Here is a 24,473-nt window from a genome sequence, read left to right as displayed (position 1 = left end):
AATCAGCCCAGTGACAGATCAGCCAGAAGCCGGAAGCGGTTCATCGCCTTCCGATATCGAGAACATTTCCATTACCGAGGAAATGCGCAAATCCTATCTCGATTACGCCATGAGCGTGATCGTGAGCCGGGCGCTGCCAGATGTGCGCGACGGATTGAAACCGGTGCATCGCCGCATCCTGTTTTCCATGGGCGAGAACGGCTACGAGTGGAATAAGGCCTATAGAAAGTCGGCCCGCGTAGTGGGCGATGTCATAGGTAAATATCACCCTCATGGTGATCAGTCGGTCTACATGGCCCTTGTGCGCATGGCGCAGGATTTTTCCATGGGTCTGCTGCTCATTGACGGGCAGGGCAACTTTGGATCGGTCGACGGCGATATGCCGGCGGCAATGCGCTATACTGAAGTGCGCATGCAGCGGGTTACCAACGCGCTGCTGGACGATCTGGATAAGGACACGGTCAATTTCCGCGAGAACTACGATGGTTCGGAGAAAGAACCCGTGGTTTTGCCGGCGCGATTCCCCAATATGCTGGTCAATGGCGGTGGCGGCATCGCTGTCGGCATGGCAACCAATATCCCGACGCATAATCTGGGCGAAGTCATCGATGCCACGCTGCTGTTTATCGACAATCCAGATGTTACGGTCGACGAACTCATGGAAGTGTTGCCTGGACCTGACTTCCCTACAGCGGGTCTGATCCTTGGGCGGCATGGCATTCGTTCGGCGTACGAAACGGGCCGCGGATCAGTAATGATGCGCGGTCGTGTTATTATTGAAGAGGTGCGCAAGGAGCGCGAAGCGCTGATCATCAGCGAAATTCCCTATCAGGTAAACAAAGCCTCGATGGTAGAAAAGATCGCTGAACTGGTGCGTGAAAAACGTATCGAAGGTATCGCGGACATGCGCGATGAGAGCGACCGGAACGGTATGCGGGTGGTCGTCGAAATCAAACGCGATGCGCTGCCCGACGTCGTGCTGAACCAGCTTTATCGCTTTACCCCGCTGCAGTCCTCATTCGGGTGCAACTTCGTGGCGCTTAACGGCGGCAAGCCGCAGCTGATGAATTTGCGGGAAATATTGACGGCGTTTGTTGCGTTCCGCGAAGAAGTTGTGACCCGGCGGGCGCGGTTCCTGCTGAACAAGGCGCGTGATCGTGCTCACATTTTGGTTGGGCTCGGCGTTGCAGTTGCCAATATCGATGAAGTCATTGCGCTGATCCGCACGGCTCCCGATCCAGCGACGGCACGTGAACAACTGATGACACGGCACTGGCCAGCCCATGATGTGGCGCCGCTTATCGCTCTGATCGACGATCCGCGCCATCGGATAAATGATGATGGCACCTTCAATCTGTCCGAAGAACAGGCGCGTGCGATCCTGGAATTGCGTCTTGCCCGTTTGACTGCTTTAGGACGCGACGAAATTGGCGAGGAACTCAACGGCCTTGGTGTTGAAATAGCCGATTATCTCGAAATATTGCGATCACGCGAGCGGGTTGTCAGCATTATCCGCGACGAGTTGACGGCGATAAAAGATCAATTCGCCGTGCCGCGCAGAACCGAAATCACTGATAGTGCCGCCGATTTTGATGACGAAGATCTGATCGCACGCGAGGATATGGTGGTTACCGTGACCCATGGTGGCTACATCAAGCGGGTACCGCTATCGACCTACCGCGCGCAGAATCGCGGTGGCAAAGGCCGATCCGGCATGGCGACGCGGGACGAGGATTTCGTATCGCGCCTTTTTGTTGCCAATACTCATACGCCAGTGTTGTTTTTTACCTCGCGCGGTATTGTCTACAAGCTAAAGGTCTGGCGCCTGCCCATTGCTGCGCCACAGGCTCGCGGCAAGGCGCTGATCAACATGTTACCGCTGGAGCAGGGCGAACGGATTACCTCCATCATGCCGCTGCCGGAGGACGAGAGCAGTTGGTCGGACCTCGATATCATGTTTGCCACCACGCGTGGTACGGTGCGCCGCAACTCGCTGGCGGACTTTGTTGAAGTTCGCCAGAACGGCAAAATTGCCATGAAGCTGGACGACGGTGATGGCATCGTTGGTGTCGATACCTGCTCGGCAAACGATGATGTCTTGTTGACGACTGCGCTTGGTCAGGCCATCCGCTTCCAAGTTGGCGATGTTCGCGTCTTCAAGGGACGCGATCTCGATGGGCGTACGAGGGATCCAGCCTCGCTAGTGGCGACAGCATCATCTCGATGGCGATTCTGCACCATTTCGAGGCGGTATCTGAAGAACGATCCGCTTATCTCAAGATGAGTCGTGCCGTGCGCGGCGAGGCGGAGAATGAAGAAACCTCAACTGATGAGACCGACGACATTGTCGCGGGCGAGTTGAGCCAGGAACGCTACGCAGCGATGAGCGCCGCAGAGCAATTCATTCTGACGATTTCCGAAAATGGATACGGCAAGCGGACCTCGAGCCATGAGTACCGGATTACCGGACGCGGCGGCAAAGGCATTGTTGCCATGGCGGTTAACAAGCGAAACGGGGCGTTGATCGCCTCGTTCCCGGTATCGCCGGAAGACCAAATAATGCTGGTGACCGATGCGGGGCAAATGACCCGCATGCCGGTGGAGGGCAAGAAGCCAATCCGTATTGTTTCCCGCGGCTCACAGGGCGTTATCGTCTTTGACACCGCCGAAGGCGAAAAGGTTGTTTCGGTCGAACGGATCAGCGAGCCGGAAGAGGAAGACGAGGACGAGACAGGCGTAGATGAGGGTAGTGCCGATACGCCTGACGATCCGACAGCCGAATAAAGACAGGAAATTCGGGTCCCAAATTGGGCGCGAACGTTCCGCACCAACGACCGGCGTCTAGTACTTCAGGGTGCCCGACGCCAGAAGACAAAGCGCCTCAGGATAAATTCGATGTTCCTCCACGAGGATACGTGTCGCCAGTGTGTCGGGCGTGTCGCCCGGCAACACGGGCACTTGTGCCTGCATGATGGTGGGGCCCTCGTCGAGGTCCGGCGTCACAAAATGTACCGTACAACCATGAACCCTGGCACCGTCCGCCAATGCGCGCGCGTGGGTGTCAAGTCCTCGATATAGCGGCAGCAATGAGGGGTGGATGTTGATCAGACGGCCAGCCCAGCGCACGGTGAAATCGGGCGTCAATATGCGCATGAAGCCCGCGAGGCAAATGATGTCGACGTTCCAGGCGTCGAGCTTTTGGGTGAGCGCGGCGTCAAATGCGTCGCGATCCACGAACTGACTTTGGGCCAGCGAGAAAGTCTCAAGACCACGAGCGGATGCGATTTCGAGACCTGGTGCCGTCGCTCGATTGGAGCCGACGCCGACGATCTCGGCTGGATAATCGGGCAGTCGACACGCATCGATAAGCGCTGTCATGTTCGACCCGCGCCCCGAAATCAAAATGGCGACGCGCTTCTTGCTCACAATGCGAGTGCGCCATCAAAGGTTACGGCGTCGCCAGTTCGTGCGGTCAGCTTACCTACAATAGTGGCTGTTTCACCCGCTGCATCGAGCCTGATCGACCAATTTGGCGGCATCCTTAGCTGCAACGGCAACCAGCATGCCAACGCCGCAGTTGAAGGTGCGCAGCATTTCACGCTGGCTCATACCGCCACTCCGCGACAGCCACCCAAAAACTTTAGGTACGCCAATTGCGCTCAGGTCGACATGGGCCGTCAGGTCATCAGGCAGCACCCGCGGTATATTGTCGATAAATCCACCGCCGGTAATATGGGCAAGGGCCTTGATCGAAATGCCGGATTTGAGTGCCTCCAGCAGCGGCCGCACATATATCCGGGTCGGCGTGAGCAACGCTTCGGATAGCGACTGTCCGGCAGCAAAGGGCGCGTCCATGAACCAGTCGACGCCGGACACTTCAACAATCTTGCGTACCAACGAATAGCCATTTGAGTGCACTCCGGACGAGGCCAAGGCGACCAGCATATCGCCTGCGGCAATGTCTTTGCGTGGCAATAGCGTTCCGCGCTCGGCTGCACCAACAGCAAAGCCCGCCAAATCATAGTCCTTGCCGTGGTACATTCCGGGCATTTCGGCAGTTTCTCCGCCGATCAGCGCACATCCCGCCTGTCGGCAGCCTTCGGCAATACCCTCCACAATGGCGGTCGCCTGAGTGACGTCCAACTGCCCCGTCGCCAGATAATCGAGGAAAAACAGTGGTTCGGCGCCCTGAACGATAATGTCGTTGACGCACATGGCGACCAGATCAATGCCAATCGTGCCGTGGCTACCCGTTTCGATTGCAATTTTAAGCTTGGTTCCGACGCCATCGTTTGCCGCGACCAGCACCGGATCGGTAAAACCGGCGGCCTTCAGGTCGAATAGGCCGCCAAATCCGCCGATCTCGCCATCGGCCCCAGTACGACGGGTTGAGCGCACAGCAGGTTTGATGGCTTCAACCAAGGCGTTGCCTGCGTCAATATCGACGCCAGCCTGCTTGTATGACAGTCCGTTTGATGGCAGGTTTTGTTTGTCGGACATGGGCCTCGCTGCCAACTATTGATAACACGGTTTGAATGGAACGGGAGCACCAAAGCAGTTGAACTTTTTGGCGCCGACCGGTAACAGGCCTGATAGCTTTTCCGCCATTGTGACGCAAGGGTCGCCCGCCGTATGACATTGCGAAATCAGGTACTGATCTGGATAGCCTTCACCGTTGCGTTGAGCCTGATGCTTTGGCTGTTCCGGGGCATCCTGCTGCCGTTCGTCGTTGGGGCGGCGCTGGCCTATTTGCTCAATCCACTCGTTAATCAATTGCAGCGCTGGCATTTTAGCCGCGGCTGGGCAACGGCGGTTGTGCTGCTTAGCGTCATTACCATTATTCTGGGACTGTTTTTTATGGTGGTTCCGCTGGTAGCACAGCAGGTGGTTGGTCTATTGCAACGCCTGCCAGGCTATGCAGCGGATCTGCAAGCATTGGCGCGGCGTTGGGCGCCGGAGCTAAACCAATGGCTTGGCCCTGAGAGGGCTGCGCAGGTTGAAGCGACCGTTACCGACCTGCTCGGTCGCATGGTTGGGATTGTGGCGGTGGTGTCGGGCGAAATTGTCTCCAGCGGTATGACTGTTATCAGCGCCATAGGTTTTGCCATCTTTACCCCCGTCGTGGCATTTTACCTGCTGCTGGACTGGGAAGGCATGGTGCGGGGGTTGCAGGGTCTGTTGCCGCGCGACCATCGAAGCGAAATCAATGAGATCCTCGGTGATATCAATAGCCTCGATGGCGGGCGTGATCAGAGGGCAGGGCGGCGTCGTATTGATCGACATGGCCTATTATGCGACGGCCTTGAGCCTTGTCGGCTTGAATTTTGGTCTGGCAATTGGGCTGATTGCAGGCTTTCTAAGCTTTGTGCCGTTTCTGGGGTTTACCTTGGGCTTTGGCCTCTCAATGGGTATCGCCGTTGTGCAGTTCGGCGACAATTGGGTTTTGATTGCCGTGGTGTTCGCCATCTACATGATTGGCCAGTTCATCGAAGGCAATGTGCTCTATCCCAAGCTGGTCGGGTCGAGCATCAATATCAATCCAGTCTGGCTAATGTTTGCATTGCTGGCATTTGGTGCGCTGTTTGGATTTGTCGGCTTGCTATTGGCCGTACCGTTGGCGGCGATTGGCGCAGTATTGATCAGGTTTGGTGTCGCCAAATATAAATCGAGCACGCTTTATCTCGGCCACAATGGTGGTACGGGCGGCGATCCGGTGTAAGATCAACCCATGAGACTCGAGCCAAAATCCGCCTATTGGGTCGCGTGGCCAAATGGCGCTTGATTTCGCACACACGCCGGCGCTGGCTGCATCAGATTTTCTGGTGGGTGAAGGTAACCAACTGGCCTATGACCGCGTTATGGACTTTCCGGGATGGGGTGACCCGTTCACCGTAATCGTGGGGCCGCCGCAGTCGGGAAAGTCGCATCTGGCGCGCATATTCGCTGACCGGAGCGGTGCAGCGCTGGCGACTCCCGGCCAATTGGCAAAAATTGCTACTTCGGGCGGTGCGTTTCCGTTGGTGATTGAGAACATTGATAGCGGTGACTATGAGGAAACGTCGCTGTTCCATCTGTTGAATCAGTCGTTGCGGGACCAGCGGGCGTTGCTGATGACAGCGCGCACGGACGTTGCGATCTGGCCTTTCCAAACCGACGACGTGCGCTCAAGGGCACGTCGCGCGACATTGTTCAATGTTTCGATCACCGATGACATTCAGTTGTCACAGATGTTGGTAAAACTGTTCGCCGACCGCCAGGTGAAGGTTGACCCCCGAGATCGTGCGCTATGTCGTGGCGCGAATGGAGCGTTCTACAGAAGAAGTAGCCACGCTCGTTGATTTGATGGATCGTCTGGCACTGGCGGAAAAAAGTGCGATCACCCGCAGCATTGCCGCAAAAGCGCTGGCGCGCCGTCAACGAGAACGTGGCGAAACGCCTGGCGATATTGAAGGTGGAAACGATGAATGATATGAGCGAATTTGAAGAGGCAGATGCCAACGGCCCTGATGCACAGGCGTTACGCTCCAGTCCCGCTCGCTTTGTCAATCGAGAGGTCAGCTGGCTTCAGTTCAATATGCGAGTGCTGGAAGAAGCCAGTAACGAAGCCCATCCACTGCTGGAGCGACTTCGTTTCGTTTCGATTTCAGCCAACAATCTCGACGAATTCTTCATGGTGCGGGTTGCGGGGCTCAAAGGACAGATGCGGGCCGGCTTGACCAAGCTTAGTGCTGATGGCCTAACGCCATCAGAGCAGATCGAAGAGATTGCTACGCTGGCGCAACACTTGCAGCTTGAGCAGCAAGACCAGTGGCAGACAGTGCGGGAGGCTCTGTTCGAACAAAATGTGGTCATCCATGAAGCCGACGATTTAGACGTCGACCAGGTCAACTATCTGCAAAAACTGTTTCGCGAGGAAATATTTCCGGTTCTGACGCCAATCGCTGTTGATCCAGCGCATCCTTTTCCGTTCATACCCAATCTCGGGCTGGCTCTGGCATTTGAGCTAAGTCGCCCCGATGGGGACACGCCTTTGACGGCCTTGGTGCGCCTGCCGAGCAATCTTGATCGGTTTATCAACCTGCCCTCAACCCTGGTATCGGAGGGACGTTCCGAAGTCGTCACCATTGATACGCTGGTCAAGATATTCTTTCACAAGATGTTCCCTGGCCACGAAGTTGTCGGCTCCGGCGCGTTCCGGGTTATCCGCGACAGTGAAATCGAAATCGATGACGAGGCCGCCGATCTTGTGGTGGAATTTGAAAGCGCGTTGCGGCAGCGGCGTCGCGGTCAGGTAATTCGTCTGGAAGTAGAAAGCTCGATGCCAAGGGCCCTAAAGCGCCAGATCAGCGAGAAATTGAGCGTCAAGGATGATGATATATTTGAGGTGCAGGGATTTCTTGGCCTCTCGGACGCCCGCAAAATTTGCGACATCGACCGTCCGGACCTCAAATTCACGCCCTACCATGCGCGCTTCCCCGAGCGGATACGCGATCACAATGGTGATTGTTTCGCCGCGATCCGCGCGAAGGACATACTTGTGCACCACCCGTTTGAAACATTCGATGTGGTGGCGCAATTCCTGATGCAGGCGGCCCGTGACCCTGATGTCGTGGCAATCAAGCAAACGCTTTATCGCACGTCCGCCGATAGCCCGATTATCAAGGCGCTGGTGATGGCGGCCGAGGCAGGCAAGTCGGTAACGTGTCTGGTTGAGTCTCAAGGCACGGTTCGACGAGGAGGCCAACATTCGTTGGGCGCGCGATCTGGAAAGGGCTGGCGCGCAAGTTGTTTTCGGGTTCATTGAACTCAAAACACATGCCAAGCTCAGTCAGGTCGTTCGACGCGAAAAGGGCAAGCTGGTCAGCTATTGCCACATAGGTACTGGCAACTATCACCCGATTACCGCCAAGATTTACACCGATCTCAGCTATTTCACCATTGATCCCTCGATTACCCGGGACGTTGCGCGCGTGTTCAACTTCATCACCGGATATGCCCGGCCCACGGAACTTGAGACGATTGCCGTGTCGCCGGTCAATTTGCGCGACACGCTGATCGACAACATTCAGCGGGAAACTGATTTTGCACGGGAAGGCCGACCAGCCTGGATCCTTTTGAAGATGAACTCGCTGGTGGATCCGCAGCTGATCGATGCGCTTTATGATGCAAGTCAGGTTGGCGTCAAAGTTGATCTCATCGTGCGGGGCATTTGTTGTCTGCGACCTGGCATTCCTGGTTTTTCAGACAATATTCGTGTCAAATCGGTAGTGGGGCGCTTTCTTGAGCACAGCCGGATTTATTGCTTTGGCAATGGTGAAGTGATGCCATCGCCAAGCGCGCGCGTCTATATATCCTCCGCGGATCTCATGGGACGCAATCTGGACGGCCGGGTTGAAGTGATGGTACCAATCCTGAACTCGACGGTGCACAAGCAGATTCTTGATCGCATCCTAGGTGCCTATTTGCGTGACAACCAGCAAAGCTGGGAGGTGTTGCCGGATGGTAGTTCGCATCGTGTTCGGATCATGGATGGCGACGAGCCATTCAATGCGCACGATTACTTTATGACCAACCCCTCCTTGTCGGGGCGCGGCAGCGCCGGTGCTCGGGAGGGTGATGAGGGCATCGATTGAACCAGTTCTGGGGCGTAGACGCCGATCCCACCGCGCAGGGGCGGATTAAGGGCGCCAAGCCCGTAGCCGTGCTCGACATCGGGTCCAACTCCGTTCGACTCGTTGTCTATGAGCGGCATGCAAGATCATTGACGCCGCTCTACAATGAAAAGGCGGCCTGCGCGCTTGGGCGCGGCATGGCTACCAGTGGCAAACTTGCCGACGACAATATGGAGCGCGCGCTCACTGCCATTAAGCGCTTTGCACTGGTGGTGCGGTTGATGCGCGTCGGCAAGGTTCATGTTCTGGCGACATCCGCCGTCAGGGAAGCGACAAATCGCGATGCGTTCGTTGCCGAGGTTGAGGCCATCATGGACAACCCCGTCAATGTGCTCAGTGGTGAGCAGGAGGCGCATTTTGCTGCCTTGGGCGTTGTCGCCGGTATTCCAGAATTTAGCGGCCTTATCGGTGATCTCGGCGGCGGCAGTCTTGAACTTTCCACCATTGCGGACCGAACCGACACCAATGGTGAAACCCACGAACTCGGGGTTATCCGGTTACAAGATGATAGCGACAGGTCGCCAAGCAAGGCAGCCGACATCGTGCGCGATCGCTTGAAACGCTCCAAACTCGATGTGGAAAGCGTTGGCGGCAGGTTTTGTGCAATTGGCGGCACCTGGCGGTCGCTGGCCAAACTGCATCAGGTTTTACGCGGCTATCCCCTGCATATGGTGCAGCACTATTCGGTGCCGGCGAATGATATGAAATCGCTTTGTGCCGAAATTATCGAGGGCGGCAAGTCCTATACCGGTTCTGAGAATGTCAGCTCCTCGCGTCGCGACCTGGTGCCATATGGTGCCGCTGTACTGGGAGAATTACTCAAGCGCGGCAAATTCGACAATGTCGTATTCTCCGCACTCGGCGTGCGGGAGGGATATCTGTTCGGCATGCTGGACAAGCGCGAACAGGCCGTTGACCCCCTCCTTCAAGCGTCCGAGGAGTTGTCAGTGTTGCGTTCTCGTTCGCCCGCACATGCTAGTGACTTAATGACCTTCACAAGCCAATTTATTGGGGTTTCGGGCATCGAGGAAAGCGAGGGCGAACGACGGTTGCGCGAGGTCTCTTGCTTACTGGCCGATCTTGGCTGGCGCGCGCATCCGGATTATCGCGGTCCGCAAAGTGTTGATGCCATAGCCTATGGATCGCTCATTGGCATAGACCATCCCGGTCGTGCTTTTCTGGCGCAGGCAATTGCCGTGCGATATGGCGGGGTAAAGAACAAGATTGGCGCTGGGCCATTGCAGGAACTGGCTGGTGATGCGGGAAACGCCAGAGCACGATTGATCGGCGCGCTGTTTCGCGTCGCCTATCCAATGTCGGCGGCAATGCCTGGAATTCTGCCACGGATCAAATTTGACGTGCAGGCTGGAGTGTTGGTCCTGTTGCTGCCGGCTGATCTGGTGTTTCTTGACGGCGAACATCTGCGCAACCGTCTTGACCAGTTCGGGGGCGTGTCGGGCTACAAGCAAACCTCGGTTCAGGTGGCAATCTAACGCTATTCGGCGGCGGCGTCCTGGGCAACCACGTCAGGCTCGATCTCAAATTCGACAATGCCCTTGCGCGTGGCACACAAGCCAATTCGGCCATGCTTAATGGCCAGAGCCTTTTTCGCCAAAGAGCCTTGCGTCGCCACCCCCGCAGAGGGGCAACATCGGCCTCGTCGTCAAGGACAAGTGCGTCGATGTCGTCGGATGTCGCAATTATGCGGGCAGCAACGCCGTTCTGTTCAGCGACTGATTTGAGCAATACGCGAACCAGATCCCCGATGGCGCCCTTGGGCGATGGACCACGATAACGCTCTGGCAGTTTTGGCAAGTCTTCCTTGCTGATGTCTTCGACAGTCTTGAGCAGTCCAATTATTTCGGACGCGGCGGCGCTGCGCCCGAAACCGCGTGGCACGGCGCGCAGACGTTCAAACGCGTCGGGATTTAGTGGCCGCTGCATCGACAATTCAAACAGGACATCGTCTTTCAAAATGCGGCTGCGTGGCTGGTCGCTATCTTGAGCGCGTTTTTCGCGCCACGCCGCGAGTACTTTGAGGGCTGCCAGATCGCGGGGGCGATTGATCTTCAGCTTTAGCCGTTCCCATGCCCGGTCAGGCTGGACAACATAAGTGTCTATGCTTCGCAACACCGTCAATTCGTCGTCGACCCAACCCGAGCGACGCGTTGCGGCGACCTGCGTACGCAGTTCCCGATAGACGTCGCGAAGGTGAGTTACGTCCGCAGCCGCATACAGCCGTTGCTTTTCGGACAGAGGGCGGGCGGACCAATCGGTAAATCGCGATGACTTATCCAGTGTGACAGACGTTATCGAGCGCACCAGATTGTCGTACGATACGCTGTCGCCAAAACCACAGACGCTGGCCGCAACCTGTGTATCGAAAATATTGAGCGGCACGCTGCCGGTCAGTTTAACAAATATTTCAATGTCCTGGCGGGCCGCGTGGAAAACCTTAGCCACGTTCGGATTGGACAGAAGCGCAAAAAAGGGCGAAAGGTCCATGGTCGGTGATAGCGGATCGATCAACACCACTTCATCATCGGTCGCCGCCTGTATCAGGCAAAGCTTTGGCCAATAGGTGGTTTCTCGCAAGAATTCTGTGTCAACCGTAACGAAATCAAACTTGGCAGCTTGGTCGCAAAATGCCACCAGCGCGTCGGTCGTTGTCATCAATTCCATGCGGGCGTCCGTCCCAATATTTGCTTTAGTGTTACTATCAGGTGAGGCCACCGTACTCCAGAAGCGATTTGTCATGGAATGCGAGTTGGTTAGGCGTGTATCCGTGATATGGGTGGGCGCAGAGGCCGCAATGCTTGACAAGCAATGCTGCCCATGCGTTTTTCCCGGCCAAGCTTTCGGCCATATTTCAACGGTTTCGCCATGACAAATCATCCCTATCGATCCCATACCTGCGCGGCGCTGAGTGCCGAAAACGCAGGAGAGACAGTACGGCTCAGCGGCTGGGTGCATCGCATACGCGACCATGGCGGACTACTATTCATGGATCTTCGGGATCACTACGGGATTACGCAATGCGTAATTGATCCCGATTCACCCGCCTTCAAGGATGCTGAAGAGGTACGCGCGGAGTGGGTTATAAAGATCGATGGCGAGGTCAAGGCACGGGCGGCGGATGCGGTAAATCCAAACCTGCCAACCGGCGCGATCGAGGTTTATGTTCGATCCCTCGAAGTGCTTGGTTCAGCAGTGGAACTGCCGCTGCCAGTATTCGGTGAGCAGGACTATCCAGAGGACGTCCGACTTAAATATCGGTTCCTCGACCTGCGTCGTGAGCGGCTACATAGAAATATCGTTACCCGTTCCAAGGTGATTTCTTCGCTGCGTAACCGCATGGTTGAACGTGGGTTCATGGAATATCAAACCCCGATGCTGACAGCGTCGAGCCCGGAAGGCGCGCGCGATTTTCTGGTGCCGTCGCGGGTGCATCCCGGAAAGTTCTATGCCCTGCCTCAGTCACCCCAATTGTTCAAACAATTGCTGATGATTGCCGGTTTCGATCGGTATTTCCAGATTGCGACCTGTTTCCGAGACGAAGACGGGCGCGCCGACCGAGCAGCAGAATTCACCCAGCTTGATATCGAGATGAGCTTTGTCGAGCAGGAGGACGTGTTTCAGGCCATAGAGCCGGTGCTGCGCGGCATTTTTGAAGAGTTTGGCAACGGGTGGCGGGTGACGCAAGATTTCCCGCGCATACCCTATCTCGAGGCCATCCGCAAATTTGGCACTGACAAGCCTGATCTGCGCAATCCCATTGAGATGCAGGCGGTTACCGAGCAGTTTGCCGGTTCTGGTTTCAAGATATTTGCCGGTCAGATTGCCAACGACCCCAAAGTCGAGGTCTGGGCCATACCCGCGCCAACCGGCGGCAGCCGTGCGTTTTGCGACCGGATGAACGCTTGGGCGCAGGGCGAGGGGCAGCCCGGACTTGGCTATATATTCTTCAAGGATGGGGCGGGGTCTGGACCGATAGCAAAAAACATCGGCGAAGACAGAACGGCTGCGATTCGGGACCAGTTGAACCTGTCGGACGGGGACGCGGTATTTTTCGTTTGCGGCCGCCCGGACAAGTTTTATAAGTTTGCCGGCGACGCAAGGACCAAGGTCGGCGTGGATCTCAACCTGCTGGATCTTGAGCAGTTCGCTTTCTGCTGGATTGTGGACTTCCCAATGTTTGAATGGCTCGAGGATGAGAAGAAAATAGATTTCTCGCACAATCCGTTTTCGATGCCACAGGGCGGGCTGGAAGCGTTGGAATCGCAGGATCCGCTTACGATCAAGGCCTATCAGTATGATTCGGTCTGCAATGGTTATGAACTCAGTTCCGGCGCCATCCGGAATCATCGCCCCGACATCATGTACAAAGCATTCGAGATTGCTGGCTATAAAGCGTCGGATCTGGAGACCGAGTTTGGGGGCATGCTTCGTGCTCTGCAATATGGCGCTCCACCGCATGGTGGCATTGCGCCCGGTGTCGATCGTATCGTCATGCTTTTGACCCACGAGCAGAACCTGCGTGAAGTCACCGCATTTCCGATGAATCAACAGGCTGAAGATTTGTTGATGGGCGCGCCAACGCCCGCATCAGCCCGCCAACTCCGCGAATTACACATCAGACTGAATCTACAAGACAAATAAACCGCATATTCGGCGCCACGATCCTTATTGAAGGGCAGGGGTGAAAGCTCCTGCCTTTTGGCATTTATGAGGACGATATGGTGTTGGGAGATGCTTAACTAGCATTAACAGTCCATTAAAGGCTGACTGCTACTCACAGAGTACGGTTTAAGAATTATGGATTCGTAGCTTGCAGTGGAGATACTCACATATTCTGATGTTGGTGGGCGCCATCCTGGCGTTCTTACCTATATTCGGGGTTGATTACCTGCTGGACAACTACGTTCGCGAGCGTGAAAAAAATAATACGCAACAGGCCGTTACCGCGATAACCAATCAAATCGAGTTAACAACAGACAGCGCAATCGCGTCGTTACGAAACATAATTGCGGACAGCCCCTCGCTCTGCACGCCGACATTCGTTTCCAATGCGCAGCGGGAGATCGACGATAGTCTCAATTTGAAGCAGGTGCTCGTCGAGAATTCTGACGGCGTGCAATATTGCGACGCCTTTGGTCGACAGGTCATTTATTCGCCAATTTCGGAAAGTCTGCCGGTCCCAGGGCACACAGAAACCATCACCGTCGTCAAACTTGGCGATTTATCGATGCCTGCGCTGAAAATTACCCAGACCTTCAGCCAGAGTCGTCGAATTTCGGTTTTCATGCCGCTATTGGGGCAGGGTACCCAAACACTGGGCGCCGACTTGCAACCTGCGGCAATGATCCGTGTGGTGTTGACCAACGGCACACCAATTCTGACTGTTGGCGACCCGCAGGCGTTTGATCGCCGGACCACCAGCGCCGAGTTTGTGTCGGGCTTGTCCTTCGCGGGGGTATTGCCGCTTCGCGCCGAGGCGGCGGTACCGTTTGCCATCGTGCGGGCGGGTTATGCTGACCTTGATGTCGGTTTTACGATCATTGCCTGTATTATGAGCGGCAGTTTTCTGATCCTGGCGTTGAAATATGTTCGGCGCTCGAAAGTACCCGCCTTCGATCTTGAACGTGCAATCGCCAAAGGCGAGTTGAAGCCGTATTACCAGCCCGTGATCAACTTGAAGACCGGCGCGTTGGAAGGGTGCGAAGTGCTCTGTCGCTGGGAAAAGCGAAATGGGGAAGTGGTTCCTCCCGGTGCCTTTATCGACTACGCCGAGGTAACGGGTCTTGCGATCCCCATGACCTTGTCGCTGATGCAGCAGGTTAAGCTGGACCTGCAGGATATTTGCCTGCGTATGCCGACAATGAAAATTGCGATCAATTTGTTTGAAGGGCATTTCCGCGACGGATCAATTGTCGAAGACGTAGAGGCCATATTCGGTGGCTCAAACGTCGGTTTTCGGCAATTGGTGTTTGAAATCACCGAGCGGCGGCCATTGGCGAATTCGGCGCAGGCACTGAGTGTTATTTCCGGATTGCATGCTCTGGGCGCCAGACTGGCGATGGATGATGTTGGTACGGGCCACTCGAACCTCGAGTATATTCAGACGCTTGGCGTTGATATCATCAAAATTGACCGGGTTTTTGTGAACATGATCCAGGACGGTGTAACCCAGGTGCCGGTATTGGATGGCCTAATTACCATGGCACACAGGCTGGGGACCGAAGTGGTCGCCGAGGGAGTCGAAACCGAGGCGCAGGCGATTTACCTGCGTGCGCATGATGTGACGCAGGCACAGGGTTTCATATTTGCGCCAGCCCTTAAGGTTGGCGCTTTCAAGGAGTTGGCGCTGGCACTGCACGCTACCCAGGTACCAAGACAGCGTATTGGCGCGGTGATTGAGCAGGCAGCGTAACCGATTTGCCCGGTGAACTGCGTCATGCCCTTTATTTCTGAATGATTTGGTGGCACGAACGGACTACAGCGCGCTGATCGACACGGTCGTAGCGTGTGGGGAACGGTTGGAGGAGTTATCTGTGTCATCGGATATGACTGAGCAGCGCAAGGCGTTGCGTGACGCCGCGCTGCATTTCCATGAGTTTCCAAAGCCGGGTAAGCTGGAAATTCAAGCGACCAAACCATTGGGAAACCAGCGGGACCTCGCGCTTGCCTATTCTCCCGGTGTTGCCGCACCGTGTGAAGAAATCGCCGAAGCGCCAGATGCGGTGTTCAAATACACCTCGCGTGGCAATCTCGTGGCCGTTATCTCCAATGGTACCGCTGTTCTTGGCCTTGGCAATATTGGGGCACTGGCATCCAAGCCGGTAATGGAAGGCAAGGCCGTCCTGTTCAAAAAGTTTGCAGGCATTGATGTATTTGACATCGAGATCGACGAGACAGATCCCAAAAAATTCATAGAGGTAGTAGCGCCGCTGTGGCCGACATTTGGCGGTATCAATCTGGAAGATATCAAGGCGCCGGATTGCTTTGAGATAGAAGAGGCGCTGCGCGAGCGCATGAGCATTCCGGTTTTTCACGATGATCAGCACGGTACGGCGATTATCGTCGGCGCGGCAGTGATGAACGGGCTCGAGCTGGCGGGCAAAAAGATCGAAGAGGTCAAGATTTGTGCGTCCGGGGCTGGCGCTGCTGCGATCGCGTGCCTGAACGTGCTCGTGGCACTAGGCGCCCGTCACGACAGTATCTGGGTTGCGGACAAGGATGGCCTGGTCACGCACAAACGCAATGACGTAAATGATAAATGGCGCGGACAGTTCCGACGGCAGAGTGAGGCAACCACGTTGGCCGAGGTCATCGACGGGGCTGACATTTTTATAGGGCTGTCTGCGGCTGGCGTTCTCAAGCCCGAAATGTTGAAGGTGATGGCGCCGCGCCCGTTGATTCTGGCATTGGCCAATCCTAATCCTGAAATTATGCCCGAGTTGGCGAAGGAAACCCGACCCGATGCCATGGTTTGCACCGGGCGGTCCGATTACCCCAACCAAGTCAACAACGTCCTCTGTTTTCCGTTTATATTCCGTGGGGCGCTTGACGTCGGCGCCACGATCATCAACGAAGAGATGAAACTGGCAGCGGTCAGGGCGATTGCCCGGCTTGCACATGAGCCTGGTCTTGAAGTGTCACCGTCAGGCTCGCCAGCCGTATTTGGCGCGGACCACATCATACCCAATCCATTCGATCAGCGGCTAATTTTGCGAATCGCGCCGGCGGTGGCGCGTGCCGCAATGGAGTCCGGCGTTGCCCGTCGTCCGATTGAAGATTTCCGGGCCTATGGCGACACGCTCAATCGTTTCGTCTTCCGTTCCGGCTTGGTGATGAAGCCTATTGTCGAACGGGCCCAAGGGCAGAACAAGCGCATCGTATTTTCCGATGGCGAAGATGAGCGCGTATTGCGCGCGGCGCAGGTGTTGCTCGAAGATCATATCGCACGGCCAATTTTGATCGGTCGGCCCGCCGTGATCGAGGCAAGAATTGAACGATTTGGCCTCAATCTGCGCCCCGGTACAGATTTCGAGATCATCAACCCCGAGGATGATCCGAGATATCGCGACTATGTGGCATTGTTCCACTCGGTTGTGGGCCGGAGTGGGGTGACGCCAGATACGGCGCGTCAGGTGGTGCGTACCAACACCACAGTAATCGGTGCCCTGGCGGTTAAACGCGGCGAGGCAGATGGCCTGATTTGCGGTCTGCAAGGGCGCTACATAAAGCATGTACGCGATATCCGCTCCATCATCGGGCTGCAGGATGGTGTGAGCGATGTGTCGGCTATGTCGATGCTCATTATGCCAAATGGCGCATTTTTCCTGGCTGATACCTATGTAAATCTTGATCCTACACCAGACGAAATCGTTGGCATTGCGCTGCAGGCTCGCGATCACCTCAAACGCTTCAGCATAGAAGCCAAGGTGGCGTTACTCAGCTATTCCAATTTTGGATCCCGCGATGGCGACAGCGCGTACAAGATGCGAAATGCATATAAAAAGTTGAAAGCAATTGCGCCTGATATGATTGTCGAGGGAGAAATGCAGGGCGATCTGGCGCTTAACCAGGATTTGCGCGAGCGCTACATTCCAGACAGTATTTTGAACGGCGAGGCCAATCTGTTGATTTTTCCAAATCTTGATGCGGCCAACCTGTCGATGACGCTGCTCAAGGAAATGAACAATGGCCTGTCAGTCGGTCCGATCTTGATGGGGCCGCGCGCGCCTGCTCATATTCTGACGCCATCAACCACAAGTCGAGGCATTGTCAATGTGGCGGCCATTGCCGCCACGGACTCGCTGAGCCTTGGACGGTTGATTGATGTCAGCACTGACCGAGACACGAATTCGTCATTCGGTGGTATTCACGCTCAAGCACGCCGAGGGGTCCGAGCAGGAAAGGGCATTTATTCATGATGCGTCGATCCTGGGGCAAATTCCCGGAGTATTAGAGTTTGAGAATCTGCACCAAGTCAGCCCCAAGGCCCATTATCGCTTTGGCTTCGTGATGGAATTTGCGACGCGGGCGGACTACGAGGCCTATAACCAGCATCCCGATCACGCCGCCTTTGTTAAAAATCGATGGGTGCCCGAGGTTGAGGACTTTATGGAGCCTTGATTTTGTCGTCGGGGGATAAACGCCATTCAGGCAACGTGGCGTTAAGGCATTGTGGTGAATAATCGGGCAATTCAACGCCGGTAATAGCCAATGTCCACCCGATTGAAACGTCCACCCTTCTGGCGCCCGCTGGCTCTGTCCATGGCGCTTCTGGGCTTTATGGGATATCTGGCGTTTTCTGCCATCAGCGGACAGTACGGCATTGAAAGTCGCGAGGATATGTTGGTCGACATCAAGCGACTCAGTGGACAGTCGGCGGCCCTTCAGGCGGAAATAGATTCTTATCGACATCGAGCGACGCTACTCAATGCAGATCGTCTTGACCCTGATATTATTACCGAGAAAGCTCGGGCGTTGCTCAATATGGCCGATGCCAATGACGTAATCATACTGGTGGATCCGACTACAGGTAAACCATTATCGAGTTCATCACAAATTTTATCTGAAAATCAGTTAAACTGAATTATGTGATTAATAACAACTCGTTATACCCATCGTTTGGCGCACTTATGATCGCTATTGTCCATTTCGGGGTTGTGTTAGGGTGAGCCGACGGGGCAGATTGGCCTTGCGGTAAACTCAAATGATCCGGAGTGTGACAGATGGCGCGTAAGGCTGTGGCCACCAATGCCAAGACGCAATCAAATACCCCCCAGTTCACCAAGGAGCAGGAACTCGCAGCGTATCAGGAGATGCTGTTGATCCGGCGTTTTGAGGAGAAAGCCGGACAAATGTACGGCATGGGCCTGATCGGCGGATTTTGCCATTTATACATTGGTCAGGAGGCAGTTGTCACCGGCGTCACCATGGCGTCCAAGAAGGGTGAGGACGCGCAGATTACCGGCTACCGCGATCATGGGCACATGCTGGTGATGGGGTTGGAGCCGCGTGGGGTCATGGCCGAGTTGACCGGTCGCGCCGGTGGGCTGTCGGGCGGCAAGGGCGGTTCAATGCACATGTTTTCGCTTGAGCACAAATTTTACGGCGGTAATGGCATCGTGGGCGCTCAAGTATCGCTCGGAACCGGATTGGCTTTTGCGAACAAATATCGCGGTGACGATACGGTCAGCATCACCTATTTCGGTGATGGTGCGGCCAATCAGGGACAGGTCTATGAGAGTTTTAATATGGCCAAGCTCTGGAACCTCCCCGTGGTCTATGTGATCGAGAACAATAAATACGCCATGGGCACATCGGTCGAGCGTTCGTCGGCGACCACCGATTTTTCGCAGCGTGGCCAATCTTTTGACATTCCCGGCGAGCAGGTGGATGGCATGGACGTCCGGTTGGTTCATGACGCCGCTGAACGGGCGATTGCGCACGCGCGTGCTGGTAAGGGCCCGTATATTCTTGAGATGCTGACCTACCGTTATCGCGGGCATTCCATGTCAGATCCGGCCAAATACCGGACCAAGGATGAAGTGACCAAATACCGGCAGGAGCGCGACCCGATCGAGCAGGTCAAGGCGCGTATTATTGAAGAGAAGCACGCGACCGAAGAGGAACTCAAGGAAATCGAAACCAAAATTCGCGCCATCGTTACCGAGGCGGCCGATTTTGCAACGAACGATCCTGAGCCGGACGCCTCGGAGTTGTGGACCGATATTACGATTGGCGCGTAGCGAATCTGGTGTCGGAATATTCCGTTTTGGTTTGTCTATTAATTGCGGTTCCCGCTCGTCCATGCGCTTGATGCCCGGACGTTTCGGCAGGAGAGTTGAATGCCAAATATCTTGATGCCTGCGTTGTCCCCGACGATGGAAGAGGGCAAACTTTCCAAATGGCTCGTCAAAGAGGGTGACAGTGTTTCACCTGGTGATGTGCTGGCCGAGATCGAGACCGACAAAGCCACGATGGAAGTTGAGTCAGTGGACAGCGGCATCGTCAATAAATTGCTGGTGTCGGAAGGCACCGACAACGTCAAGGTCAATACGCCAATAGCCATAGTCCTTGTCGAGGGTGAGAAGGCGGAAGACCTGAAGGTGGCCGAAACGGTTCCTGAACCTGCGGAAGCGCCAGCAGCAAATGCTGACAATGCTCACAATGGTGACGACGCCGAGCCTGCAAGAGACTGCGGCAGCGCCAAAGTTTGTGCCCGACAGCGATCCCGATCTTCCCGACGACGTCGAGATGGTCGAGATGACGGTTCGGCAGGCCTTGAATGAAGCAATGGCGGAGGAACTGCGCCGCGACAAGGACGTTTTCATTATCGGCGAAGAGGTGGCCGAGTATCAGGGCGCCTACAAGATTACGCAGAACCTGCTTGAGGAATTCGGTGCAGAGCGGGTGGTCGATACGCCCATCACCGAGCATGGGTTCACCGGTCTTGCGATCGGGGCCGCATTCGCCGGCCTGAAGCCGGTGGTCGAGTTCATGACATGGAACTTTGCCATGCAGGCGATTGATCAAATTATCAACTCTGCCGCCAAGCAATTATACATGTCGGGCGGACAGGTTGCCGCGCCGATAGTGTTCCGTGGTCCTAACGGCGTGGCCTCACGCGTTGGTGCGCAGCACAGTCAGGATTATTCGGCGTGGTATTCTCATGTGCCAGGATTGACCGTGATCGCGCCCTATAGCGCGGCAGACGCGAAGGGCTTGCTCAAGGCCGCGATCCGATCACCCAATCCGGTCGTGTTTCTCGAGAACGAAATTTTGTATGGCTCGACGGGTGAAGTGCCCCAAGTCGATGATTTCGTGTTGCCGATTGGCAAGGCGCGCATTGCCCGAACGGGCGCCGACGTGACCATTGTCTCGTTTTCGATGGGTATGCGATATGCAACCCAGGCAACCGAGAAACTCGTCGCGGCTGGGGTTGATGTTGAATTAATCGATTTGCGTACGTTGCGTCCGATGGATATCGACAGTGTCATTGCCTCGGTCAAAAAGACCGGACGCCTGGTGACTGTTGAGGAGGGTTGGCCGCAGGGGGGTATCGGGGCCGAGATTTCTGCTCAGGTGAACGAGCAGGCATTCGACTATCTGGATGCCCCGGTAATGCGGGTTACAGGTAAGGATGTACCGATGCCTTATGCAGCCAATCTTGAAAAGCTGGCGCTGCCCCATGTCGATGACGTTATTGCGGCGGTCAATGCCGTAACCTACCGTTCGTAAGGGAGAGTTTTGATGCCGATCGAAATTACCATGCCGGCGCTTTCCCCGACCATGGAGGAAGGCAAACTCGCCAAATGGCACGTCAAGGAGGGCGATAGCGTTTCCTCTGGTGATGTCATCGCCGAAATCGAAACCGACAAGGCGACGATGGAAGTTGAGGCTGTGGACGAGGGCAAGATTGGCAAAATCGTCGTGGCCGAGGGTACAGACAATGTTGCAGTGAATGCCGTGATTGCCGTGTTGCTGGAGGAAGGCGAGAGCGCTGACGACATTAAGTCCTCAGCCACCGCTAAAAAGCCCGAACCGGCCCCTTCCTCCAAAGCGGAAACCCAAAAGGCAGAGACGCCGCAGTCTGGCGAAAAGGCCTCTACACAACCATCTGCTAGCACCGCCCCAAAGGCAGCGGCACCGAGAGCAGAGGGCGAAAAAGTGTTCGCGTCGCCTCTGGCGCGTCGTCTGGCAAAGGAAGCCGGTCTTGATGTAGCTTCGATCGCGGGCTCGGGCCCGCACGGGCGCGTCATCAAGGCGGACGTTGAGGCGGCCAAATCCGGCAAAGGGGCGACCAAAGCCAGCGCTTCGGCGCCCACTGGAGCCACAGTTGCAGGTGGGATGAGCAAGGCGCAGGTGATGGCGCTTTATCCCGAGGGCAGTTACGAGATTGTGGCCAATGACGGGATGCGCAAGGTTGTTGCGGCGCGTCTGACTGAAGCCAAACAGACGATCCCGCACTTTTATCTGTCACTCGATTGCCAGATCGATGCCCTGTTGGCGGCGCGTGAACAGATCAATGCGACAGCGCCAAAATCGAAAGAGGGCAAGCCGAGTTTCAAGCTTTCGGTCAATGACTTTGTCATGAAGGCCTGGGCGGTCGCGCTACAGCGAGTGCCGCTTGCCAATGCCACATGGGCCGAAGATCTCGATCCTCTACCACAAGCGATCAGATGTCGCGGTTGCGGTCGCCGTGCCGGGTGGGCTGTTTACGCCGGTCGTAAGATCCTGCGACACCAAGACGTTGCGCGAAATTTCGGATGAAGTGAAGGATTTGGCGGGCCGTTCCAAATCCAAAAAACTGGCACCACACGAATATCAAGGCGGCGCCACTGCGGTATCAAACCTTGGCATGTTTGGCATCAAGCATTTTTCGGCGGTGATCAATCCGCCCCACGGGACCATTTTGGCTGTTGGCGTGGGCGACGAGCGCGTTTATGCCGACAAAGGGCAGGTCAAGGTGGGGACCTTCATGACCGTAACGCTATCGTGCGATCATCGGGCTGTCGATGGCGCTCTTGGTGCCGAGGTTCTGGGTGTTTTCAAGGGGTTAATCGAGAACCCCGTCATGATGTTGGCCTAGGGGCAGGGGATGAAATCCATACTCTGCTTTGGCGACAGCCTAACCTTCGGCGCCAATCCGCAACCCGACGGGCAACGTCACGCGCATGAAGATCGTTGGCCCGGAGCCCTTGAGAGTGCCCTGGTCGGTCAGGCTAGAGTCATTGCCGAAGGTCTTGGCGGCCGAACCACGATTTGTGATGACTGGGGCGCCAATGCCGACCGAAATGGGGCGCGGCTATTGCCAACCCTGTTGGCGAGCCACGCGCCGCTCGACCTGGTCATCATCATGTTGGGCACCAACGACATCAAGCCCTATGTCAGCGGCAGCGCCGGACAGGCTTCATTTGGAGTGCGTCGCCTGGTTCAGATCGTTCGCGGACATTTTGCCGGCGTCGGTGAAACGATTCCCAAAATCCTGATTATGTCGCCGCCATTGGTGTGTAACAGCGATAATGCCGAGATGATGGGGCATTTTGGTGGGTTCGAGCACGCGCGTGAGCAATCTGCACAATTTGCTGCTCATTATCGTCGGCGTGCTGAAGAGGAGGGCGTCGCCTTTTTCGACGCAGCCAAGGTCGCCGTGGCCGATCCGGCTGATGGTGTGCATCTGGATGCAGCAAATACCAAAGCAATCGGCGTCGCCATTGTGCCGTTGGTTAAATCCCTGTTGGATCTCTGATCCTACATAATCGACTTCTGGAGGCCCGCATGGCTGACCAATATGATCTTCTTGTTATCGGTGCTGGACCCGGCGGTTATGTCGCGGCAATTCGCGGCGCACAACTGGGCCTGAAAGTGGGCATCGTTGAACGCGAGCATATGGCCGGCATTTGTTCAAATTGGGGGTGTATTCCCACCAAGGCCTTACTCCGTACGGCCGAAATCTACGGACATATGAGCCACGCCAAGGATTACGGACTGACCGCGGAAAAGTTCGGTCTTGATGTCGATGGCATCGTCAAGCGGTCACGCGACATCGCGGCCCAGATGAACAACGGTGTTCAGTTCCTCATGAAAAAGAACAAGGTCGACATTATCTGGGGCGAGGCGATCATTACCAAGCCAGGTGAGATCAAGGTCGCGCCGACCAAAAAGAAAATTGTCGAGCCGCAGGGACCCGTGCCGAAAAAACCATTGGGTGAGGGCACCTACAAGGCCAAGAACATTATTGTCGCGACTGGCGCTCGTCCACGCGTATTGCCGGGGATCGAACCTGATGACGACAAGATCTGGACCTATTTTGAGGCAATGAAGCCTGCCGCGATGCCGAAATCGCTGGTCGTCATGGGCTCAGGGGCTATCGGAGTTGAATTTGCCTCCTTCTATCGTTCGATGGGTGCCGAGGTGACAATTATCGAGGCTCTTGCCGCAAATAATGCCGGTCGAGGATGCGGAAATTTCGGCGCTGGCGCACAAGCGACTTGAAAAGCGCGGCATCAAGATTTTGACTGACACAAAGGTCACAAAGGTCGAAAAGACCAAGGACGGCGTCATAGCCCATGTTGAGCCTGAAGTCAGGCAAGAGCGAAAAGATTTCGGGTGAAAAGCTGATCTCGGCTGTTGGTGTGCAATGTAATACCGAAGGCCTGGGGCTGGAAAAGATTGGGGTGAAGATTGATCGCGGTGCCATTGTCGTTGATGGACATGGTCGCACAAATATAGACGGCGTTTGGGCTATTGGCGATGTCGCCGGACCACCAATGCTGGCCCATAAGGCTGAGCATGAAGCAGTGATAACGGTGGAAACCATTGCCGGTCAGAAGGTCCATGGGCTCGATAAGACCAAAATTCCGGGATGTACCTATTGTGAACCGCAAGTTGCGAGCGTCGGTCTGACCGAAGTAAAGGCCAAAGAAAGCGGCCGCGAGATCAAGGTGGGACGTTTTCCATTTGTCGGCAATGGCAAAGCCATTGCGCTGGGCGAATCCGACGGATTGGTCAAGACCATTTTTGACGCGAAGACCGGAGAGTTGCTAGGCGCGCATATGGTGGGGGCGGAAGTCACCGAACTGATTCAGGGCTTTGTCATCGCGATGAATCTGGAAACCACCGAGGAAGAACTAATCCACACAATCTTCCCCCATCCAACGCTTTCGGAAACAATGAAGGAAAGCGTGCTGGATGCCTACGGGCGGGCGTTGAATATCTAGTGCATGGCCACCCATCGTTCGCCGGGGTTGAACCAAGGGCACTGGCGGGCAATATGGGAGGCAATTG

General features: G+C 55.7%; 11 protein-coding genes and 9 pseudogenes. 16 read left to right on the top strand and 4 right to left on the bottom strand.

Annotated features, from left to right (window positions below):
• The first annotated feature begins 1 nt into the window (after position 1).
• Positions 2–2,784: pseudogene (gene gyrA, locus PSQ19_RS04145) on the top strand (DNA gyrase subunit A).
• Positions 2,785–2,841: 57 nt separating this feature from the next.
• Here the strand turns inward: gyrA and purN are convergent.
• The 3 genes and pseudogenes from purN to PSQ19_RS04130 form a co-directional block, all read right to left on the bottom strand.
• Positions 2,842–3,378, bottom strand: a complete 537-nt coding sequence (gene purN, locus PSQ19_RS04140) for a phosphoribosylglycinamide formyltransferase (RefSeq protein ID WP_407649139.1) — start codon at positions 3,376–3,378, stop codon at positions 2,842–2,844.
• A 44-nt stretch (positions 3,379–3,422) separates the two neighbouring features.
• Positions 3,423–4,500: pseudogene (purM, locus tag PSQ19_RS04135) on the bottom strand (phosphoribosylformylglycinamidine cyclo-ligase).
• Positions 4,501–4,515: 15 nt separating this feature from the next.
• Positions 4,516–4,788 (bottom strand): hypothetical protein, encoded by a 273-nt coding sequence (locus tag PSQ19_RS04130; protein ID WP_282219733.1) that lies wholly within the window; start codon positions 4,786–4,788, stop codon positions 4,516–4,518.
• Between PSQ19_RS04130 and PSQ19_RS19675 the strand changes: the two are divergent.
• The 5 genes and pseudogenes from PSQ19_RS19675 to PSQ19_RS19315 all read left to right on the top strand — a co-directional run.
• Positions 4,690–5,172 (top strand): annotated as a pseudogene (locus tag PSQ19_RS19675) (AI-2E family transporter); the annotation flags it as partial. The gene PSQ19_RS04130 and the pseudogene PSQ19_RS19675 overlap by 99 nt on opposite strands.
• 46 nt (positions 5,173–5,218) lie before the next feature.
• A complete protein-coding gene (locus PSQ19_RS04125) occupies positions 5,219–5,719 on the top strand; it encodes an AI-2E family transporter (protein WP_282219732.1) in 501 nt (166 codons plus the stop codon).
• 52 nt (positions 5,720–5,771) lie between these two features.
• Positions 5,772–6,338 carry a P-loop NTPase family protein gene (locus PSQ19_RS04120; RefSeq protein WP_282219731.1) on the top strand — a complete coding sequence of 189 codons (567 nt, stop codon included), beginning with the start codon at positions 5,772–5,774 and terminating at the stop codon, positions 6,336–6,338.
• Positions 6,339–6,460: 122 nt separating this feature from the next.
• Positions 6,461–8,633: pseudogene (locus PSQ19_RS04115) on the top strand (RNA degradosome polyphosphate kinase).
• Positions 8,630–10,165 (top strand): Ppx/GppA phosphatase family protein, encoded by a 1,536-nt coding sequence (locus PSQ19_RS19315; protein ID WP_328517731.1) that lies wholly within the window; start codon positions 8,630–8,632, stop codon positions 10,163–10,165. The pseudogene PSQ19_RS04115 and the gene PSQ19_RS19315 overlap by 4 nt, the downstream one beginning before the upstream one ends.
• A gap of 160 nt (positions 10,166–10,325) precedes the next feature.
• Here the strand turns inward: PSQ19_RS19315 and rnd are convergent.
• A pseudogene (gene rnd, locus PSQ19_RS04105) lies at positions 10,326–11,345 on the bottom strand (ribonuclease D); the annotation flags it as partial.
• A gap of 210 nt (positions 11,346–11,555) precedes the next feature.
• Here rnd and aspS point away from each other — a divergent pair.
• The 10 genes and pseudogenes from aspS (at position 11,556) to lpdA (ending at position 24,406) form a co-directional block, all read left to right on the top strand.
• Positions 11,556–13,331, top strand: a complete 1,776-nt coding sequence (aspS, locus tag PSQ19_RS04100) for an aspartate--tRNA ligase (RefSeq protein ID WP_282219729.1) — start codon at positions 11,556–11,558, stop codon at positions 13,329–13,331.
• A gap of 169 nt (positions 13,332–13,500) precedes the next feature.
• Entirely contained in the window at positions 13,501–15,102 is a 1,602-nt protein-coding gene (locus PSQ19_RS04095; RefSeq protein ID WP_282219728.1) for an EAL domain-containing protein, read from the top strand.
• 133 nt (positions 15,103–15,235) lie between these two features.
• Positions 15,236–17,494: pseudogene (locus tag PSQ19_RS04090) on the top strand (NADP-dependent malic enzyme); the annotation flags it as partial.
• A 19-nt stretch (positions 17,495–17,513) separates the two neighbouring features.
• Positions 17,514–17,810, top strand: a complete 297-nt coding sequence (locus PSQ19_RS04085; RefSeq protein ID WP_282219727.1) for a Dabb family protein — start codon at positions 17,514–17,516, stop codon at positions 17,808–17,810.
• A gap of 141 nt (positions 17,811–17,951) precedes the next feature.
• Positions 17,952–18,272: an FtsB family cell division protein gene (locus tag PSQ19_RS04080; protein WP_282219726.1), complete on the top strand. Its 321-nt coding sequence runs from the start codon at positions 17,952–17,954 to the stop codon at positions 18,270–18,272.
• 140 nt (positions 18,273–18,412) lie between these two features.
• Positions 18,413–19,432 carry a pyruvate dehydrogenase (acetyl-transferring) E1 component subunit alpha gene (gene pdhA, locus PSQ19_RS04075; protein ID WP_282219725.1) on the top strand — a complete coding sequence of 340 codons (1,020 nt, stop codon included), beginning with the start codon at positions 18,413–18,415 and terminating at the stop codon, positions 19,430–19,432.
• 99 nt (positions 19,433–19,531) lie between these two features.
• A pseudogene (locus PSQ19_RS04070) lies at positions 19,532–20,924 on the top strand (pyruvate dehydrogenase complex E1 component subunit beta).
• 12 nt (positions 20,925–20,936) lie between these two features.
• A pseudogene (locus PSQ19_RS04065) lies at positions 20,937–22,275 on the top strand (pyruvate dehydrogenase complex dihydrolipoamide acetyltransferase).
• A gap of 9 nt (positions 22,276–22,284) precedes the next feature.
• Positions 22,285–22,935 (top strand): SGNH/GDSL hydrolase family protein, encoded by a 651-nt coding sequence (locus PSQ19_RS04060; RefSeq protein ID WP_282219724.1) that lies wholly within the window; start codon positions 22,285–22,287, stop codon positions 22,933–22,935.
• Between the two features lie 29 nt (positions 22,936–22,964).
• Positions 22,965–24,406: pseudogene (lpdA, locus tag PSQ19_RS04055) on the top strand (dihydrolipoyl dehydrogenase).
• The last annotated feature ends 67 nt before the right edge of the window (positions 24,407–24,473 follow it).

Source organism: Devosia algicola (genome assembly GCF_028816455.1).
Taxonomy (GTDB): Bacteria; Pseudomonadota; Alphaproteobacteria; order Rhizobiales; family Devosiaceae; genus Devosia; species Devosia algicola.
Note: the sequence above shows the minus strand (reverse complement) of the source record. Positions and strands in the feature narration are given on the sequence as shown.